This window comes from Brenneria roseae subsp. americana, from assembly GCF_003115815.1.
Taxonomy (GTDB): Bacteria; Pseudomonadota; Gammaproteobacteria; order Enterobacterales; family Enterobacteriaceae; genus Brenneria; species Brenneria roseae.
This window is the reverse complement of record NZ_QDKJ01000004.1, coordinates 72,559-90,205: the sequence shown is the minus strand read 5'-3', so window position 1 is coordinate 90,205 and position 17,647 is coordinate 72,559. Positions and strand designations below refer to the sequence as shown.

The following is a 17,647-nucleotide window of genomic DNA, read 5'->3' as shown; positions in this document are numbered from 1 at the left end:
GGTTTGAATAAAGTAACGGGCACTTCCAGATGAAGATGGCTGGGACATCGGCAACTGAGTTGTCCGCGGACCTAAATGTGAGTGGTTGAATTCAGCTTGATACTTAAAATTAAGTCCACAATCTCCGCTCCTGGCCGCTCAAAGCGGACCGTGCCACGTTCGCAATGACTGCATTATGCCAAAGCGGGCATAGCTCACAAAATAGCGAGTTAATCGTTGGAAGGCAGTCAATCTCAATTGAAAGCTTTCATCACATCCCATATATCTATGCAGAGGGCTTTCCTCTCAAACCGCTATAGGATAACTATCATGGCTCTTAAACCTGGTCCTAAACCAATTGCTAAATCGACAGGAAAACCTGATAAACGTCGGCGTGATAATAAGGATACTCCCGGTAATACTCCGGAGTTAAAACCTAGTAAATCCACAGGGAAATAAAAAATAAGGTTGCGAATAATTTAGGGTATAAATAAATTTTTTATACCCTATTACGAAAATAGACTACAGAATATTTCTCTGTAGCCAGATCTGCGTGCCTTCAATGTTGTACGCCTTTGCTCCATATCCTTTCTCAAGCAGGGACTTCGGCAGATAATCGTCATATTTATCCAGATATTTTTCTGGAACATCTGCAGCGAGTTCTGATTCTGAAGGCAAGCCCGAAAATAGCATTTGTTTTAGCGCGTGTTGGACAGTGGGTACACTTGCGTCATCTATTTCTATAACACCTGCAAATGAACTGGCTTTAAAGCTGCTACGTATGAGTAAGGCCGTTATTGTATTAACGACTTTATCCCCCATCCAGGGGAGAACATAACTACGCTGGCCGTCAGAAATAAAATGGGAGTTTTGCAGATTGAAACGCTTAAAACTGTCACATCCTTCTGCAAAGAGGCTTCTGGCGGTGGCATCGGCATAATCGACTCTCTTACTTCCTATCGCGATGCGATAATCATTCTCCCTGTATATGGCGAGCATCTCTTGGCGAACAACATCATGAACAGACATACCCCCACCACTAAACCGTGGCGGCTGGCCGCCTTTGGTCGCCTCGACATAGATAACTTTTTTTTCCACCTCGATCTCTGTCACTTTCCAGCGGCGTCCACCGAAGATTATGTGCTGGTCAGGCAGAAGGGGAGAGTCCACTGGTACTGTGCCAAGGGTTCGGCTTCCTGTGACAATGCGGAACTCTTCTGGAGTATTGAACACGGCGTAAAACGTATAATGGTTAGTCAGTTTCTCTCCCTCAGCCCCGATAACCATTTCACCGCTAGCAAGTTGTGTCAGCAGACCGTATCCCCCCATATGCCGAAGCAGAGTTTTGAAATCAGTTAAGTCGATGTTCCGGAAGGGGCCAGTCTGGCACAGTTGTGACCAAAGTTGATCGGCTCGAACCCCGCCCCATTGCGCTGTGATCGCAAGGATTTGGTGCAGCAACGTGGAGTAATGCATCTGGCGGGCATCAGCCGGTTCGAACCATCGCTTAGTGATCATCAATCTAATCATCGCCATCGACTGAACCAGTTGTAGCCGCAAGCAGTCTACCATGTCGCTGGTTGCGGTAAGTTCTTGCTCAGAGATCAGCATTCTCAGAACCGATGGCGAATCTCGCCGTCCTGACCGGCCCATACGCTGACGTAGGCTGGAGACGGAATGTGGAGGAGTAACCTGTATAACCGACTGCACCTTACCGATATCAATACCCAGCTCAAGCGTCATGGTACAGACTGCTGTTGTAGGCAAATTACCCTGCTGTAGGCGGGCTTCGAGCGTCTCGCGTAATTCCCTAGACAGGGAGCCGTGATGAGGAAAGAATTCATTGGGAACAACATTTTCCTCACACATGTCGCTCAGCGTCGCCGCAATGCTTTCAGTGCGCTTTCGACTGTTTGCAAAAACTAAATGGGAGTCTCCACGGCAGAGTCTGAAAATGTCAGCGCAGACGTGTTTTTCTGCTGAGCTTTGTGGCTCTTCTCCTTTTTCGGTCACCGGTATCAGATAGCCTTTAACCTGCACTTGCAGTGTGGCTGTGTTATTGCTGTCTGTCACAATTTCGCAGGGCAATCGCTGATCCGGACGCAACAGTTCGGGCACTTTATCCAGTTCTCCTAACGTAGCGCTCAACGCAACGCGGGGAACCGGATTCGCATGACGGCCCAGTACATGATCAATTCTGTTGAGAAGGGAGAGCAACTGCATGCCTCGCTCAGTACCAATAAAGGCATGAAACTCATCAATAACAATGTAGGCTACTGACGAAAAAGCCTGTTTAATCCAACCCGATGAATTTATGAGTAAAGACTCAAGCGATTCTGGCGTAATAAGAAGGATGCCTGCTGGGCCAGTCCGTATTTTCTTCTTTTTGCTTTGCGGTACATCACCGTGCCATGGTGTCACCGGCATATCCAGCGCTTCGCCAAGGCTCTCAAGACGTCGATACTGGTCGTTAATCAGCGCCTTAATCGGGCTGATATAGATAATACCAAATCCACCTGTGATATCTGCAATCGCTGAACAGGCAGGCAGAAAGAAAGCCTCTGTTTTACCTGCTGCCGTACCTGCACTGATTAACACGTCTTGGTCACGGGCTAAAACTACCGGGATAGCGCTTTCTTGCAGGGGCCTTAATGCAGACCAGCCCTGCTTATAAACCCACTTACGGACGCGGGGATCGAGACTATCGTATGCGCTGCTCATAATTTGAAGTTGGGCAGGCCGTTATCATCCTCTTCTTCCTGCGCAATGGTCTCATCCATGTCGCTGGGCCTGTCATCTTCAATCGCTACACCCGAGATTAGCGTCTGCCAGCTTATCGTACTGTTTTGTTCCAGCACGGCCAGCATATCCAGGAAACCTTTGATGGTGTTTCGGGGGGTACGGAAGTAAGCATCTCCGATGATTTTACTGCAGTGGTGCAGAAAACCGGTAAGCGCATCATCTGATACCAGATACTTTTCTGGCTCTCCGCCTGCATAAACATGGCGAAGATTTTTCAGTAAAATATACAATTCCTCTGGGGTGAGGCTGGCAAGATGTAGCGTAGGTGATGAGTAGTCAATCACTCCTGCTTTCTGAGCGAACCGATTTTCCGCCAGACGCGATTGCAACGCCTCATAGCTGTAGAGCCCTTTACGCGGATCAAACAGGAACTCGGGCGTGCCTCCAAGAACAAAACCAATATTCTCGGCAGAACCCTGCAGACAGTCATTCAGGATCCGCAGGATCTGTTCATAGTTTGCAGTCCTCGCCTGAGTGTTGTTCAGCTTATAAAGGTTTACCATCTCGTCGAGGCTGACCAGTAACCCTGCATAGCCTGCCTGACGAACAAACAGGCTTACCAGCTTCAATGAATCGTAAAACGAGGCGTCTGAGATAATAGTCCGGACGTCGAGATCGTTTCGGGCATCGGTTTTTGTGGTGTATTCACCCCGAAGCCAGCGAATGGCATTGGATTTTAACGTCTCGTTATCCTGTTCATGTCCGCGCCAGAATGCATCGATGACTTTAGCAAAGTCATATCCTCCCACCATGTCGGACAGAGCAGCCAGGCGTTGGTGAATAACCGACGAGACTGTAGTGCCATCCGCATCAGCCTCCTTCCTTGCCTCCGTGACGAACCGCTCCACAACACTGAGTAACGCATTACCATCAGGTTTGTTGCGGGTGGACATGTTCTTCATAAGCTCCGAGTAGAGATTGCGCGCCTGACCTCCCGATGAGTGAATGCGCCTGTCGGGGGAAAGGTCGGCACTGACTGTTACCAGCTTTTTTTCCAGCGCAATAGAACGTACAACGCTCAGAAAGAACGTTTTGCCTGATCCGTATTCACCGATGATAAGTCTGAAGCTCGCGCCGCCGTCTGCGACCCGCTCAATATCCTGATGGAGAGCCGTTATCTCATTCATCCGGCCCACCTGGATGTGCTGAATGCCTATTCTTGGCGTTACACCAGACTTCAGTGATTGGATAATAGCATCCCGTTCTTTAACTCTTATGCGTGTCACAGACATTAACTATCCCTCTAATTCTTTGGCAATTTCCAGGTCTACCCAGATATCATCATCGTCATCATCCAGCACTGGTGCATCAACCACTGCATAGGACCAGTCATTAATAACCTCAAGTGCACCGCTGAGCATCAAATTAAAATTCTCGCACAGTTCCGACACCTCTTTCCGGGGCCACTGTTCCTTTTCCAAAAGCCTGTGGTAAAGCTGGCTATGTGCATTATCAAGGCCACCATCCTGCGCTCCGGCTACGGGAGTGCTCTCGCGCAATTCCGGTTCGTCCTCGGTGAAAATCGCGCTAAGTAATTTACGGACATCGTCTGTGGCTGACTCATGGTGAGCCAGCACGCTGGCGTCCAGCGTGAACTCAGCGGCCCCAAGACTCGCTGATGCAGATGACAGCGGGGTAACCTCTGCCGTAGAATGCTGATGGATGTTGCCGGAGATAGTTGAAGGATCCAGTCCTAGGCCTGAATAAATTTTTTCCAGCTGTTTGATTTCGGCAGGCTCAATTCTGCCATCTGAGCAGGCTACTCCCACGATAACCTTACCTACTGCTGATTTTTCCATCGCACTCAACAGCGCTATTCTATTTTTCATGCCAGCCATGTTGGCCGGGGTATGAAGTTGCCACGTCAAATACGCATGTAAGGAGCGTTTTTCATCTTCGCTAAAGCCAGAATTATGGTCGATAGCATTTTCCAGCACTTTCTGCTCGGCCTGATCAAGGCTATTGTCGGTTAAGGCCACCATTGACCCCAGCCTTAGCGCCATCACCGCTGAGATAAACGCCGGAGATGGCGGTAAGCGCGCTCCCTCACCAGCGGCAAATAAAACCAGTGTGCCGTCAGCTTCTGCTTTCACATGGTGGTAAAGCGGATCAGGTGCCAGGCAGTAGCCCATTTTCAGTGCAAAGGCCCGCATCAGGTCGGCCTCTTTTTTATTGATTTTCGCCGGGCAAGTGGCTCCCATATGTGCCCAAAAGTCAGCAACGGTGGTTAACCCCTTGTGACTCGCTATCACTTCATCAGCCCAGCGTTTGAATGTATTTAAAACTTTTCCTGCGCTTTCATTGATGATTTCCATAGGCAGCAACATGATTGCCGCAGTATCATTTTCTGATGTACCTTTCCTGCCAAGATAGCGGCTGTAAGCATCCAGTTCATCTGTACAGATCTCTGCAAGCGTCATGATCTTCTGGACTGGTCCCTTCAATGCACTAGGGTCAGGCAAGTCTGGAACAGGAAGGCGAACGCCGCGCAAGCTGGGACTTGCAGGGTTGTAATCCAGACGCAGTCGCGTTTGATTCGGTTTGACAACCATACCCTCACCGTACTTGAGGGTATAGCGCCGTTTGAAAAGCGCAGCGAATTCTTTCGCACAGCGGCGGGCGGGAGTTCGTAACGCATACTCCGTGTGATTTGTTACCCACGTCAGCGCCAGATCGGCTGACACAGGAACTCCAGCATCCACAGCCTTTGCCAGCGCTAGCTTAAACAGCATACCATTGCTGAAACTCGAATCACGGCCAAGATCGGCAACCAGATCAACATCTGGGCGCAGAATAGACATTGCTTCCAGTAACTGGGACGAGTAATTCCGGAAAGAGCGGTTCTCAATGAATACCGATCTTAACCGGCAGATTTCATTAAATAGAGTACGGAACTCTGCGTCAGGTGTATTACCATCCCGGCAGTCAACAAGTGCCTTTCTTTCCAGCCCATACAGATAGATAAATACGTAACCTACAGGGCATGACGCGTCGGACCTATCACTGGCAAGCCAGTTTAGATACGCGCCGCGCGCATCAGCTGAAAGCGAGGAATAGCTGGGCCAGTATCCCAATGAACTATCTTCATAAAGATAAGGTTTGTGGCGAATATTGAGCGTGTCGTCAATTAATGATGCCTCAGTGCCATCATCATAATAGCCGCTTAAGCTCTGCCCAGCGGGCTTCATCCGCTGACCGAAATAAAAGTAACCACCGGTAATCTCCACACTACCCACAGTGGTCACATCACCCGGCAATACCCATCGAGCCAAAGTACCAGTAGTAGTTTTTGAGGTATTCTGACGTTGAGTCGTTGTTATTCTGTATTCGACATTACGACCATCCAGTGTAAAAGTTGCCAGATCATCATCTTCACTGTCATCGTTTCTCACAACAGCCTCTTTTTTCTTGATGTCAGCAAGCCATTCTTTAGGTGGCGCTTTCACGATTTTGGAAGGATAAGAATCTACAGATTTATATTTTTTCTTTTTGAAAAACAGTAGATAAATTACATAAATCGCCGCTATAAATATCCATAGCTCCATGGGTAATAACCTTAAGAATGACTTTTCTCATACGCCGAAAAAATGGCGAGGGAAAATAGGAGGAAGTGGATTAATCCTAAAATAATACTTCTGTATTGCGAAGTTTAAAATCAAAACATGACCAATTTAGCTCATTGGTTTTCACCGATAAAACCATTAGCTAGCAGCTAAATGCGCAAAGTCGGCAGTTAATTCTTAAGACGGACTAATGCGAGGCCTCCGGGTACTGTTGCGTTATTGCGCTAACATGTGAACAACAGCCACATAGATGGAGATTCGGCAGAACCTTTACACTGGCTGGCAAAACACACCTGTTTGCTGAGCAGAGCTCACGATCCTGCTGGAGACCATCGCGCACCAGAAGATCGAAATCAGAAAAGGCAAAAATGAGCAGTTCAGTGACTACTTCGCAGGCAGACAATTACAGGTGTCAGAGGTTATTGAGCCCGTTAAAGCGTCAATGGAAGAAACCGACGTCCAGAAAAAACTCGATGTACTGGCCCTGGCTGACAAGCTTGGTAATGTCGCCGAAGCATCACGCCTGAGCGGCGTATCCCGCGATACAATTTACCGCCACCGACGACTTCTTAAAGAAAGTGGGATCAACGCACTTAAACGGCAGGAAACGCCTAATGTGAGGCATAAAAACTGCACAGAGCTCAGCATTGAGAATACAGTTGTGCAATTTTCTACCGAGCATCCTCATCTGGGTCAACAAAAAGTCGCCCTGAAAGTGAAGGCTGAGTACGGTATGGACATCAGTCCCGGAGGTGTTCGTAGTATCTGGCTTCGCCAAAACATGAACACGATTGCCTTATGCGTCGCCAGAGCAAAATCAATACAACAAACGGCCTGATTGCTGTTTGATTGATAGATATATGAGGAATTGGTAATCTGGTTGCGTCAAAATCGCCTGGTAATTATACCGTCAGTATCCCTTGGTAATCACACTAATACCGTTAAATTCAAACCCATTTCACCGCTGCGGAACAAAGGGCGCTACGTTCGGCTATGCAGGGGCAAAATTTTTCTCCTGTGTGCTTTTCGTTCCTGTATCGGCTTCCGGGTAATCGTTTCCCGGCACAACTTGTCCCTCAAGGGTAAATGGCACACATGCTGCGCCCTCGCGGGCCAGAACGACGCAGGGAAAGCCAACCGCCAAGCGATACGAAGACGAAAATCACACCACTGACGGAGAAAAAGCCATGACGATTTCCCTGCATACACAGACCTGCGCCCCTAAGACCGCGGCGACCAGCATATCCCGTTGGAGCAGCCAGACTCATAAAAACGAAATTTTATAAAATAAAAACATATGGTTGCCATTTCTTTACCAACAGCATCATTGCAGTTGCGATCCGCACACCATAAAACCTTCTTGCCGTTAGTTACCTAAAGCGGTATCTTTTCTCAGCATCTGCAAAATCAGGTGCCGGGATTGACCTCCTGAAATACTTCACTGACGACACAAGGCGCGTCTGCGCTTTTTTTGTGTCGTGCGTTCGGCTACGTTTCAATGGTGGGCCGGGCGGGGGCGTCGCAAGACGCGCCGGTGTCAGTGAGGCCGGTAAGGTCAACCCCGCCCGGCTCCACCACCCATGAGATTGACCTCTCTGGTGGTGGGAATAATTTGTTACTCACTGGAGGCTGCCTTATGGCTACAACCCTCGATCAAACTCACCCTTTACTTTCTTTCCCTTTTAATGCCGATACAGACTTTACCGTGCTGGCCGATCATTGCGAAAATTGCGCAGATATTCAGGCGGAAAGCTACGATCCTGTACTGAAGATGGCTCTCTGCGGTCGGCTTGCCGCCGGTCTTGCGCTGCTGAGACCGGGCCTGCGCGATCTCATTCCGCCTCACCTGATAGACAGCCTGACCGTTGATACCTTGCCCACAAACTCTCCCCGTTTTGCTCCCGATGCGGATACGCTTTGCGATTACTGTTTTACCCTGACTCAGCTTCTGCTTTGCCGGATGTTTCCGCCACAAGCGGAAGAACAATTGCGTTGGCTCCTGGCGGAACTGGTTGATTACTTTGCTTCGGAATTGAAAGCCCCGCGTTGGATACGCACTGCTGACGGCGTGAAAGGCATTGATGAGGTGGCCGTATGAACCAACAGGACTGGCACCCCGCCGATATTATTGCGGCGCTGAAAAAGCGGGGAACGTCGATGGCGGCGGTTTCGCGTAACGCGGGGCTGGCCTCTTCCACGCTGGCGAATGCGCTGACAAAACACTGGCCCAAAGGTGAAAGGCTGATTGCTGAAGCGCTGGGCGTCGCGCCTGAGCAAATCTGGCCTTCTCGCTACCATTGACGTTCTACCGGCGCAAATCCGATACGGGTTCTGCGCCGTTTCTCCTGTTTATCTGATTACTCAAAAATCAACCAATAATCTTTTAAAGGAGTTTGTGATTAGTAATTGTACATCCTCATGTGGCAATGTTATATTAAAATATAATATCTGGAGGTGCGCTATGTATACCACTCGTCTGAAAAAAGTCGGAGGATCTGTCATGCTGGCAGTGCCTCCCGCCGTGCTGAAAACGCTGGATTTGTCGCCGGATAGCGAGGTCGGGGTGACCATTGATAACGGCTGCCTGATTATTGAACCTCAAAAACGACCTCAGTATTCGCTTGCCGAACTACTGGCGCAGTGCGATCCGCATGCTGAAATGAGTGAGGAAGAACGGGAGTGGGTCAACGCGCTTCCCGTGGGTAAGGAGATCCTGTAAATGGACAGAGGGGAAATCTGGCTCGTTTCACTTGATCCCACCGCCGGGCATGAGCAAAGCGGAAAACGCCCGGTGCTTATCGTTTCACCGGCACCGTTTAACAAGATCACCCGATTACCCGTTGTTGTTCCTGTCACCAGCGGCGGAAACTTCGCCCGAATGGCCGGTTTTGCCGTTTCACTGGATGGCGCGGGAACGAAAACCACGGGTGTTGTTCGCTGCGACCAGCCCAGAACCATTGATATGGGGGCCAGAAACGGCAGAAGGCTGGAGCGTATTCCTGACAGTATCGTAAACGAGGTGCTGGCCCGACTGGGGACAATCCTTAGCTGATGGCGTTTTACGTTAACTGAATAGGGGCGCTGCAACAGTGCCCTTGCTTATTTGTGCGGAATGATGTCCCGGCAGTAAACAATCTTTTCTTCCTCAAGATAATTTTTGCTTTTAGCCGCCGTAGCGACGGCGTAGGCTCTGCCATGCAATAGGTTGTCTGCGGACAACGCCCACGCTTCATGACTTGCAAGAAGCGGCCTGACGTTCAGGCTGGTCGCCCGATACGGCAATGCCCCTGAAAACTGCCGAACCGCATCGCGGTCGGGGTCATACCTTACACTTGATGGTTTATTGTTGCTGCCTATCGCAGCCGAACATTCCTGAACCTGCTGATTATCAGCGCCTTTTACCTTTATGAACTGTGCGGTCAGCAAAGACAGCGGCTTTGCTGCCGAGTGACCGCTATCCTGCACCAGCATTTCAATTTTCAATCACTGCGCCAGTCCAGTGCGTCACTTTAACCGCGCCAAGCGGGAAAGTGACGCACCAGCCCTTCAGACCTGCGCCAGAGAACGCCACTGCGCCAGCTCATGGCGGGATTCTGACACCACCTTTTCAGGCCATTTACCCATAGGAGAACGTGAACCGATACCGGAGGGGGATCAGGACGATCCGGGGGATAACCCGCGCAAGCGGGCGGCTGCTCAGAGAGCACAACCGAAGCCCCGTAACACCTCAACGGCTGCCGCCCCGGCGCTCAGGTATCGTTCGCAGCCCGACCACCATTCAGGGCTATCGGCCTACGCGCCGGGGAAGGTTGTATCAGATTTTGGAGTTGCTGCAATCATGAAAAGGGGAAAGAGAAAATGGGCATTCTGGAGCAGGAAATGAAAACGCTGGCGCGGCAGGCGGGCGGCAGTCATAAAACCGTTCACGATCGCATGGCGCTGGCGCAGCGATTCTGTATCCGTTTGCTGGAACAGAATGTGCAGATTCGGCGGGTGGAGCAACTGAAAGCCCGACATGTTGAAAGCTACATCCGGGAACGGCTGGAACAGGGCATAACGAAACGCAGCCTGCAAAACGAAATGGCGGCGATCCGCTGTCTGCTGAAGCAGTCTGGACGTGATCGGTTAGCAGCCAGTGAACGGCTGTCCAATAAATCGCTCGGCTTATCCGGTGCATCCCGCAACGGCACCCGGCGGGCCATCACAGCGGAGCATTACCAGAAGGTGCTGGAAACCGTTCATGCAAAAGACGCCGGGATGGCTGCAGCGCTGGAGCTTTCAAGGTTGATGGGCCTGCGTTCGCAGGAAGCAGTGCAGTGTGCGCAATCGCTCGGAACGTGGAAACAGGCGCTGGAGCACGGTGAAACGCGGCTAACCGTGGTGTTCGGCACCAAAAGCGGGCGACCTCGCGAGACAATAATTCTGGATGTTGGCGCAGTACGGAAAACGCTGGATAACGCTTTATCTGTTGCGGAGAACCGTAACGGCAGGTTGATTGATAAGCCCGACCTGAAAAGCGCGATGAAATACTGGCATGGTCAGGCCTCGCGTATCGGCTTGACTGGCGCATATTCCCCGCACTCATTGCGTTACGCCTGGGCGCAGGATGTTATTCGCCATTATTTGGCGCAAGGATTTAGCGAAAAAGAAGCGTTGGCGCTGACGGCGATGGATTTAGGCCACGGCGACGGGCGCGGGCGCTATGTGGCGCAGGTCTATGGGCGTTGAAACGACGGATGATTTTTGTGCTGGTGCAGTCAAAAGGGAAAAGGCCGGAAGGGTAAAGGAAGGCTAAGGGTAACAGCGCCAAACCGGAAAGGGCCAAAAGGCTGAAAAGGCTGTCACTGGTGCAGTTCGATATTTGTTCAACGGGGTATCTGGTGCAGCGTTGTGTTTTTCCTGCGGCGGGATATTGGTGCCGTTGGCCGAAGCGTTTGGTTCTGGCGCAGATTTTTCATCATCATGACGATAAATTTTCCTTCAAAAACTCCCTTTATTGATAGGTAACCGGCTAAAAATATTCTGCCAGAATAATTTTTGACGATTCCCTATTGATTAATGAAAATATAAAGTTAACACCTATTAAAAACTAACAAAGCAGATCCTGAACTGTCTGGATCTGCTTTCGTATTATCCATTGATTACGTCATCGTGGGCTTAGCCAGCCTGTTTGCCCCAAATATAAGGCGGAATGTAAGTTTCCCGGCACGCATCCAGATAATCCGACCACCACTGCATCATCGCTTTGCGGGCTTCAAGATGTGCGGCTTTGTGGATATAGGCCGCCCGCACGCTGTTGCGCTCCTGGTGGCTCATCTGGCGTTCAACGGCATCCTGCGACCAAAGCTCAGATTCCATTAACGCGCTACAGGCCATCGCCCGAAAGCCGTGACCGCAGACATCCGTTTTGGTGTCATAGCCCATTAGTCGCAATGCTTTGTTGACCGTGTTTTCGCACATCGGTTTATACGGGTTATGGTCGCCGGGAAACACCAGTTCCAGATGGCCTGAAATCGCTTGAATCTGCTTCAGGATGTCGATGGCTTGCCGGGATAGTGGCACGATATGCGGCGTGCGCATTTTCGCGCCACGCCCGGAGTAGCGGACGCCGGTAATCGCGTCGCGGGTAGCGGGAATGGTCCAGATTCTGTTTTTGAAATCAATTTCACTCCACCTTGCGAAACGCAGTTCGCTGGAACGGATAAACAGGTGCAGGGTGAGCAGTACCGCCAGCCGGGTTAACTCCCGGCCTTGCCGATAGCCTTCAATGCGTTCCAGCAATTCCGGCAGACACTCCAGCGGCAGGGCCGGATAATGACGCCTGACCGGCGGAGCCGTTACGCCGACCAGATTCAGCGCCGGGTTGTTTTCCACCCATCCTTGCTGAACCGCGTAACGCATAATATTACACAGGTGCTGCCGGGTACGGGATGCTACCTCCAACAAACCTTTTTCCTCAATACCTTTCAGAAGGGCAGTGAAGTGTCGGGTTTTCAGTTCCGTTATCGGCTGATGACCAATCGCCGGGAAAACGTGATTGTTCAGGCTGGCAAGCAGGCGGGCGGCATGGTTCTCCGACCATGTTTTATTGCTTTTATGCCAGCCCAGCGCCACGGTCTTGAAATTCTTAACCGGTGAACGCGCCGCCTGCTCAGCGGCACGCTGTTGCGCCGGGTTGATGTTCTGCGCCAGCAGCTTGCGGATGCCGTCGCGCTGTTGCCGGGCGTCAGCCAGCGATACATTGGGATAAGCGCCTAAACCGAGGCGGGACTCTTTGCCGTCGAGACGATATTTGAGATACCAGAGACGTGAACCGCCGGGATTGACCAAAAGGTACAGGCCGTGAGAATCGGAAACTTTGAAAGGTTTAGCGGATGGTTTTAAGTTGCGGATTTTTGAGTCGTTAAGAGACATTTGGGGGTCACTCCGTCATCGAACCAACTTGACCCCAAATCTGACCACCAAATTCTCCCGATGCGGAGGGAAAACTGAAAATGCACCGGGAGGACTTTTCACGCTAACTCATTGAATCGATATCACATAAGAATTCGCAGAGCGGCATGAAAACAAGAATTTGGCTCCTCTGACTGGACTCGAACCAGTGACATACGGATTGACAGTCCGCCGTTCTACCGACTGAACTACAGAGGAATCGTGTGAACGGGGCGCATCATAACGGGGCGCTCAGTGCATGTCAAAGGCGGAAACCACAAATTTGATCTGTTTGGCGAGAGAATGCGCAATCTGTTGAGTTTTTTTATAATAACTGACAATAAATGGCCAGCATGAACCGAGAAGCGCTGCCGTGAGGAAGGGCTTGGTGGGGAAATACCGGGCGCAAGGGAACGCCCGGTGAGTGTGAACTTATTGGTCTGCCAGCACAAACATCCCGTAAGGATGAATCTGCAGGTAGTAGCTATCGCCCGGATTAGGCTGGAGCTGCGTGGCATTGACCTGTAGCAGTAGCGATTGTCCGTGCCAGTCAACCTGCACTTCATACTGCGGGCCCATGTAGGCGACCTGAGTGATGGTGCAGCGCTGACTCTCTTCCCCCTGAGCGCTGAGCGTGATGGCTTCCGGTCGAACGCCCACCGTGCACTCGCGTTGCCCTTCGGCAAAACCTTGCGGGCGAGGGAGCCTGTAGCCGTAAATATTGACGCTGTCATGGTCAATGGTGGCTGGGAAGATGTTGGCATCCCCCATAAAGCTGGCCATAAAGTGAGACGCGGGTTGGCGATACAGTTCCTGCGGTGCGCCCAACTGCATGATTTTGCCCTTGTTCATGACCAGTACCATGTCGGAAACGGCAAAGGCTTCGCTCTGGTCGTGGGTCACGTAGAGCGATGTGATATTGAACTGCTGCTGAAGTTCACGAATTTTTTCACGCATGCTGCGGCGCAGGTTCGCATCCAGATTGCTCAGCGGTTCATCAAACAGTAAGACTTTCGGCTTGAGGATTAACGCGCGGGCCAGCGCTACCCGCTGCTGTTGTCCCCCGGAAATCTGATCGACATAGCGATCTTCAAAACCGTCCAGATCGACCAGCGCCAACGCTTCTTTTACCCGTTGATTGATTTCATCTTTCGGGCGGCCCAGCATTTTCAATCCGTAGCCAATGTTTTCTCCCAGCGACATGTGCGGGAAGAGGGCGTAAGACTGAAACACCATACAGATGTCACGCTGTTGAATCGAACGATCGGTAACGTCTTCACCATCGATAAAAATCTGTCCTTCGGTGGGTTTTTCCAACCCGGCGACCAGACGAAGTACCGTGGTTTTGCCGCAGCCGGACGGCCCTAGCAGCGTCACCATTTTCCCCTGTGGGATTGCCAGATTCAGATCGTCAATGACGGTGTTGTGACCGAAACGTTTAGTGACATGCTTCAGTTCAACGAAATTCTTATGACGGACGTCCTGCCCGTCGCCCTGCGGGCCGCGGTAAGCGGCGTTAAAAAACGTTTCCGACGTTTTTGGGTTTTCAGTATTCAAGGTAATCACTCCGCTTAGTCACTATTCTGAGCTTTGGAACGGGAAACGCGTGCTTCACCGACCAGGTAATCAAACAGGAAAATAATGGCCAGCATGACCACAATCAGGATGGAACCGTAGGCGATGGCCATACCGTATTCACCGTCTTCCACCCGGTTAAGGATGTAGGAAGTCGCGACACGGGTATCCGGTGTAACCAGAAAGATAATGGCGCTGACGGTGGTAATGGCGCGGACAAAACTGTAAATCAAAGCGGACAGGATCGCCGGACGCAGCAGCGGCAGCAGAATATAGAACACGGTGCGCATCGATCCGGCTCGCAGGCTGAGCGACGCTTCATCCAGCGATTTATCCAGTTGACCCAGTCCGGCGATACCCGCGCGGATACCGACCGGCACGTTACGCATCACCATCGATATAATCACGATGGCGGCGGTGCCGGTGAGGTAAACCGGCGCGCTGTTAAACGCGAGGATATAAGAGACCCCGGCCACGGTGCCCGGGACGGCAAAGCACAGCATGGTGGTGAATTCGATGGTCTTTTTGCCATAGAACTGCTGACGCACCACGATGTAGGCGATTAACAGCCCGAACAGTGCGGTAATCGGCGCGGCGATACCGGCAAACAGCAGCGTATCCAGCAGGGAAGGCCATGCGCCATCGCTGAATCCCTGTCCGAACAGTTTGCTGAAGTTGGCCAGCGTCAGGGTGTAATCAACGCCCCAGTTCACGGTGAAGCTGCCGTAGAAAATGCTGCCGTACAGCAGGATGTTGAAGGCAATCCAGATATACAGCAGGATGGAGACGATCCACACCAGCGAAACCGGCAGCGGCTGCACATCGCCACGGTAGGATTTGCCGGAAATGGTGACGTAAGAGCGTTTCCCAATCCACATATACTGGATACAGAACACCGCCAGCGAGAAGAGCAACAGGATCACGCCGAGCGTACTGGCAGCCTGATAATCCAGCTGCGCGCCGACGATATAGAAGTAGATCTGAGTGGCGAGTACGTCGAAGTTGCCGCCCAGCACCAGCGGGTTACTGAAATCAGCCAGCGACTGGACAATCACGATCAGGAACGAGTTGGCCAACGCCGGTTTCAGCAACGGCAGGAAAACCCGCTGGAAGGTCTGGTAGCGATTGGCCCGCAGCGTGTAAGACGCTTCTTCCAGCGAGGGATGAATGGTTTTAATCGCCCCTTCCAGAATCATAAACGACATGGGCGTAAAGGCGAGTACCTGCGCCAGCCAGATACCGGTAAACCCATACAGCCAGTTGGTGTTGGTCAAGCCAAACCAGGTGACCATCAGTTCGGTGACGTAGCCGGAACGCCCCATCATTAGCGTCACACCCAGACCCACGACAAACGGCGGCGTCACAATCGGCAGAATCGAGAATACCCGGCCGATGATGGCGGAACGACGTGCGATACGAGAGGTGTAAATCGCCAGTACCAGACCAAAGAACGTACAACCGATACCTACCGCGACGGAGAGCAGGAAAGAGTTTCTGATCACCTGTAGGATATGGGCTTGCCCCAGAATCTGCGTGAAGAGCAGCGGTGCGAATTCGCCGCTGTCGTTGGTGAACATCGGGATAAAAATGGCGACGCTGGGATAAAGAATAAATACTCCGATCAGCGCGATGATGCCGACCAGCGAGCCAATCACGAATTGATCGCCGCCGAGCCAGTCCAGCCGTGATAGCGATAGCGTGATAATCGCGCCGAGCGCAATGAACAGCAGAATCGTGGCGTAGCCCATGCCGCGTCCTTCAATCGTGGCGCTGACAACTACGAAGACGACGCAGAACAACGAGTATGCCGCATCAAAACGGTGTCGGCCGCGCTGCTCGCGGCTGGCGGCGAATGTCGTGCGCAGGAAAAGCGCCATTGGCAACAGGAACCACAGCAGACTGATGTTCAGATTGGACCAACTGTAGGCAGCCAACAGTTCATCGCCTGAAACATCAAGCAGGCCGTAGTCCAGACTCCACGCCGGTAGCAGCATAAATGCCACCACGATCAGCGCCAGCCACAGGAAGATGGCATCCCGTTTGCGCGGAGGAGAAAGCGTTAATGTGTGTGACATGATGGATTCCCTGGTATGTGTATTATCATTGGTATGGGGCATCACAGGTTGCAGTTAAAAATCATGGATGAGTAAGGGACTAGCGATAATGATCCCCATGGATAGGCGACAGTCCGTTGCTGGCCTGTCGCGCTTCCATTTATTTGACTGATAGCCAGAGTCTTAAGCGATCGGCTCCGCGTTATTGACCCATTTTTACTTCGTTAACCCATTTAGATATCAACTCTTTACGCACGTCGGCCGCGCCGTATTTGTCCATGTCGTAGTTGATCAGTTTCAGGTCTTGTAGCTTCAGTGAAAGCGGGGAGGCTTCGGCAGTGATATTGGTCAGAATCTGGTAAGACTGGCCTTTCTTCCAGGAGAGTTCCTGCGCCTCTTTTGACAATGCCCAGTCAACGAACAGCTTGGCGTTATCCATGTTTCGCGCCCCTTTCAGTATGCTGATGCCGCCGATTTCATAACCGGTGCCTTCACAGGGAGAGATCAGCTCCAGCGGCGCGCCTTTCTCTTTTTCCAGGGAATAGTCGTGCAGGAAACCGACGCCGATGGCGGTTTCGCCGCGGGCCGCGTTACGCGCCGGAGCAATACCGGATTTAGTGTACTGGGAAACGTTGGTGTTCAGCTTTTTCAGGTAATCAAAGGCCTGGTCCTGTCCCCAGAGCTGAGAGAAGGTGGCCAGCGCGGTGTAGGCCGTACCGGAGCTCTGGGGATCGGCAATCTGGATTTCACCTTTATAGATGGGATCGGTCAGATCTTTCCAGCACTGCGGAACCGGCAGGTTTTTCTCTTTCAGACGGTTGGTGTTAACGCCAAAACCGAGGATGCCGACGTACACGGCGGAGGAATAGTTGCCTTTGCGTTTTGCCGGATCGCGAAACTGCGGCATGATCTGCTCAAGGTTGGCAGACTGGTATGGTTCCAGCAGGTCCATTTCGCCTGCCTGAGACTGTGGGTCCAACGTGCCGCCGTACCAGACATCAGCCTGTGGGTTTTTCTTCTCGGCTTCGACTTTTGCCAGCGTACTGCCGGAACCATTACGAATGAAGGAGGTTCTTACATTGTATTTCTCACCGAAGGCTTTGGCTTCTTCCTCACAGAAGGCGTTGGTGGCGCTACAGTAAATGACGAGACGTCCGGCGGCCTGGGTGGCGGTGGACACGGCAGCCAGGGTCAGCCCGGCGGCAATCAGCGTGGTTAATGTAGTCAGTTTCATTTTATGTT

The 17,647-nt window shown here is 51.7% G+C and carries 14 protein-coding genes and 1 tRNA gene; 6 read left to right on the top strand and 9 right to left on the bottom strand.

What is annotated here, in order from left to right; translation table 11 throughout:
• Positions 1-501: 501 nt before the first annotated feature.
• The 3 genes from B4923_RS06330 to B4923_RS06320 are packed head-to-tail and all read right to left on the bottom strand — an operon-like array spanning position 502 to position 6,326.
• On the bottom strand, positions 502-2,700 hold the full coding sequence (locus tag B4923_RS06330) for a DEAD/DEAH box helicase (protein ID WP_109053515.1): 2,199 nt from the start codon (positions 2,698-2,700) through the stop codon (positions 502-504).
• A complete protein-coding gene (locus tag B4923_RS06325) occupies positions 2,697-4,013 on the bottom strand; it encodes an ATP-binding protein (RefSeq protein ID WP_109053514.1) in 1,317 nt (438 codons plus the stop codon). The genes B4923_RS06330 and B4923_RS06325 overlap by 4 nt, the downstream gene beginning before the upstream one ends.
• 3 nt (positions 4,014-4,016) lie before the next feature.
• On the bottom strand, positions 4,017-6,326 hold the full coding sequence (locus B4923_RS06320) for a tellurite resistance TerB family protein (RefSeq protein ID WP_109053513.1): 2,310 nt from the start codon (positions 6,324-6,326) through the stop codon (positions 4,017-4,019).
• A gap of 460 nt (positions 6,327-6,786) precedes the next feature.
• On the opposite strand from B4923_RS06320, the gene B4923_RS06315 reads away from it, so the two are divergent.
• The 5 genes from B4923_RS06315 to B4923_RS06290 all read left to right on the top strand — a co-directional run bounded on the left by B4923_RS06315 (position 6,787) and on the right by B4923_RS06290 (position 9,396).
• Positions 6,787-7,182 carry a helix-turn-helix domain-containing protein gene (locus B4923_RS06315; RefSeq protein ID WP_245929501.1) on the top strand — a complete coding sequence of 132 codons (396 nt, stop codon included), beginning with the start codon at positions 6,787-6,789 and terminating at the stop codon, positions 7,180-7,182.
• A gap of 633 nt (positions 7,183-7,815) precedes the next feature.
• Positions 7,816-8,442 carry an ash family protein gene (locus B4923_RS06305; RefSeq protein WP_281261833.1) on the top strand — a complete coding sequence of 209 codons (627 nt, stop codon included), beginning with the start codon at positions 7,816-7,818 and terminating at the stop codon, positions 8,440-8,442.
• On the top strand, positions 8,439-8,645 hold the full coding sequence (locus B4923_RS06300; protein ID WP_094107104.1) for a helix-turn-helix domain-containing protein: 207 nt from the start codon (positions 8,439-8,441) through the stop codon (positions 8,643-8,645). Before B4923_RS06305 ends, B4923_RS06300 begins: the two co-directional genes overlap by 4 nt.
• Before the next feature lie 160 nt (positions 8,646-8,805).
• Complete coding sequence (locus tag B4923_RS06295) at positions 8,806-9,063, top strand: AbrB/MazE/SpoVT family DNA-binding domain-containing protein (protein WP_109053511.1); 258 nt, start codon at positions 8,806-8,808, stop codon at positions 9,061-9,063.
• Positions 9,064-9,396 (top strand): type II toxin-antitoxin system PemK/MazF family toxin, encoded by a 333-nt coding sequence (locus B4923_RS06290; protein WP_109053510.1) that lies wholly within the window; start codon positions 9,064-9,066, stop codon positions 9,394-9,396.
• Between the two features lie 47 nt (positions 9,397-9,443).
• On the opposite strand, the gene B4923_RS06285 is transcribed toward B4923_RS06290, so the two are convergent.
• Positions 9,444-9,827 (bottom strand): hypothetical protein, encoded by a 384-nt coding sequence (locus tag B4923_RS06285; protein ID WP_146187250.1) that lies wholly within the window; start codon positions 9,825-9,827, stop codon positions 9,444-9,446.
• 375 nt (positions 9,828-10,202) lie between these two features.
• Here B4923_RS06285 and B4923_RS06275 point away from each other — a divergent pair, with 375 nt between their 5' ends.
• Complete coding sequence (locus B4923_RS06275) at positions 10,203-11,072, top strand: integrase domain-containing protein (protein WP_109053508.1); 870 nt, start codon at positions 10,203-10,205, stop codon at positions 11,070-11,072.
• Positions 11,073-11,501: 429 nt separating this feature from the next.
• Here B4923_RS06275 and B4923_RS06270 read toward each other — a convergent pair whose 3' ends face one another.
• The 5 genes from B4923_RS06270 to B4923_RS06250 form a co-directional block, all read right to left on the bottom strand.
• Positions 11,502-12,758, bottom strand: a complete 1,257-nt coding sequence (locus B4923_RS06270) for a tyrosine-type recombinase/integrase (RefSeq protein WP_109053507.1) — start codon at positions 12,756-12,758, stop codon at positions 11,502-11,504.
• 161 nt (positions 12,759-12,919) lie between these two features.
• Positions 12,920-12,995 (bottom strand) — tRNA-Asp (locus tag B4923_RS06265).
• Between the two features lie 213 nt (positions 12,996-13,208).
• Positions 13,209-14,333: a ferric ABC transporter ATP-binding protein gene (gene fbpC, locus B4923_RS06260; protein WP_109053506.1), complete on the bottom strand. Its 1,125-nt coding sequence runs from the start codon at positions 14,331-14,333 to the stop codon at positions 13,209-13,211.
• A 14-nt stretch (positions 14,334-14,347) separates the two neighbouring features.
• Positions 14,348-16,426, bottom strand: coding sequence for an ABC transporter permease (locus tag B4923_RS06255; RefSeq protein ID WP_109053505.1), 2,079 nt, complete (start codon positions 16,424-16,426; stop codon positions 14,348-14,350).
• 181 nt (positions 16,427-16,607) lie between these two features.
• On the bottom strand, positions 16,608-17,639 hold the full coding sequence (locus B4923_RS06250) for an ABC transporter substrate-binding protein (RefSeq protein WP_109053504.1): 1,032 nt from the start codon (positions 17,637-17,639) through the stop codon (positions 16,608-16,610).
• Positions 17,640-17,647 lie beyond the last annotated feature (8 nt).